A 1,848-nucleotide genomic window follows, 5' to 3' on the forward strand; every position below is an offset into this window, starting at 1 on the left:
ATAGGGCTCGCCGCCAAAGGACGAAAACTGACCGCCAACTAAAAGCTTACCGTCCGGGAGTTTGAGAACCTTGTTTATCCCGGTTCCTGCTATTGGACCTACTGCTGGTTCCCACCAATCATCCCATGCAGCTTCATCTGCTCCCATGCCTCCAAAAGCATTTGGTACAATTTGACCATTGTCATGAATTTTCATTAATCGTTTATACGTTACTCCATTTACATCTAAAAAATAACCAGCTAAAATAAAAGTTCCATCGCTATCCTCGAGAATAGCAATAGGAGAAGTAGCGGTAGGAGATGTAGGATTGTTTACATCATTGCCAAGATAAGTTGTAAACACATTTGCTTGAAATGACTCATCCACTGAACCATCTGGTAATAAACGAACGAGTCTGCTTGAATAATTGGGATAACCTAGTAATTCAGTTTCGAGCGATTTTGTTACCCAAAGTCTATCCTGACTGTCTACAAAATGTACCCAAGCTAAGTATCCTTCACTTCCAAAAGGACTTGAAAACTCCTCATTAACAGAAAAATCAGCATTAAGCTTAGCAATTTTGTGCGATGGATGCCCTTCCACTTCAGCAAAATGACCCGAAATAATATACTCACCCGTACTTAATTTGTGAAGCGTTCTAATCGTTGCATCAACGGGTTGGTTACAACGCAACATTGGGAAATCGGGTACTGGTGCACCAGTAGAGTCAACCATGCATAGCTGACGAAGTGCCAGATGACTTTCTGAAGTACCAAGCAATGTAGAATCTGTAAAAAAGCGACCGGCAGCCAGTATGTTTTCATCCGGGGTTACCATGGCGTCATAGACATAATCACTCAATGGGCCGCTATAAGCGCCCTTTTGAAACTCAAAAAAGAAGGGTGTTAGAAAACCGAAGTAGTCACTTATACCCATGCCGGGATTATAAAAGAGTAATTTTTCTTGGTAATTTGCAACAGAATAGGTACCTGCTAAATTAGGCTCAACTAATTGCCCCGCATTCGTTATCAAAGAACCAGATTCAATAAGACCGTTCTGAAATGAAAACATACCCATTATCATATAATCATTATTAGAAGTAAGCACTATATCAGATACTTTGCCACGGGTGAAGAGCGTAACTGAATTGAACGTAGGGTCAATGGTGTAATCAATTACTTGTGCAGGTGCTACACCCGCACAAGTGATTATTGTGAGTATGAAGATAAATCTTTTCATACTATTAATGGGTTATAATAAACTTACCCTCACTCACATTTTTGCCATTTTGAACCAAATGGTAGAAGTAAATACCATTTGGCAGTTTACGCGTGTCAATCAGCTCTTGTCCTTCATATACTTTTCCTATTTGACGAGATAGCAATTTTCTTCCAAGATTGTCATATACCAAGAGAGCAGATTGCTCATGAGCTTGCAAGAAATTAAAGCTTATAGTAATGTATGGGTCAGCCGGGTTAGGGAATGCTGATGAAGTATTTAACTTGGCAACTAACTCATCATAAGTAGCTTTCGGTTTGCGGGGAGCTGCATTGCTTTTAGGACTGCCATTGGTGTCATAACAAATATTGTAGTGAAAACACAAAGCGTTTTGAGCTTTTACAGCCGCTCTTCCGGCAGTCGCATCTTCTGCAATATCTTGTATTTCACTGATTTCTGCTGAATTTAAATTGTCAATACTGCGACCATTATCACTTACAGATTTTATAAAGCCATATAGTGTTTTTAATTCGTTCATCTCGTCAGACTGCTCGGTGCTAAGTTTATAAGATAATTGCATGCTGTCTAGCAAGGTCATGGCATCATTATACATGCCTCGGTCTGTCATTGCAGCAGCGGGGCTGTAGTTTC

General features: G+C 40.1%; 2 protein-coding genes. Both read right to left on the bottom strand.

The features are described 5' to 3' along the window. Window positions 1-1,218, bottom strand: a 1,218-nt coding sequence (locus G3O08_RS20565; RefSeq protein ID WP_163287330.1) for a hypothetical protein, incomplete at its 3' end; no start/stop codon positions are given. A gap of 4 nt (window positions 1,219-1,222) precedes the next feature. Continuing rightward, a partial coding sequence (locus tag G3O08_RS20570; RefSeq protein ID WP_163287329.1) for a T9SS type A sorting domain-containing protein occupies window positions 1,223-1,848 on the bottom strand: 626 nt, incomplete at its 5' end.

Origin of the sequence: Cryomorpha ignava, assembly GCF_010686655.1 — a bacterium.
GTDB classification, from domain to species: domain Bacteria; phylum Bacteroidota; class Bacteroidia; order Flavobacteriales_D; family Cryomorphaceae; genus Cryomorpha; species Cryomorpha ignava.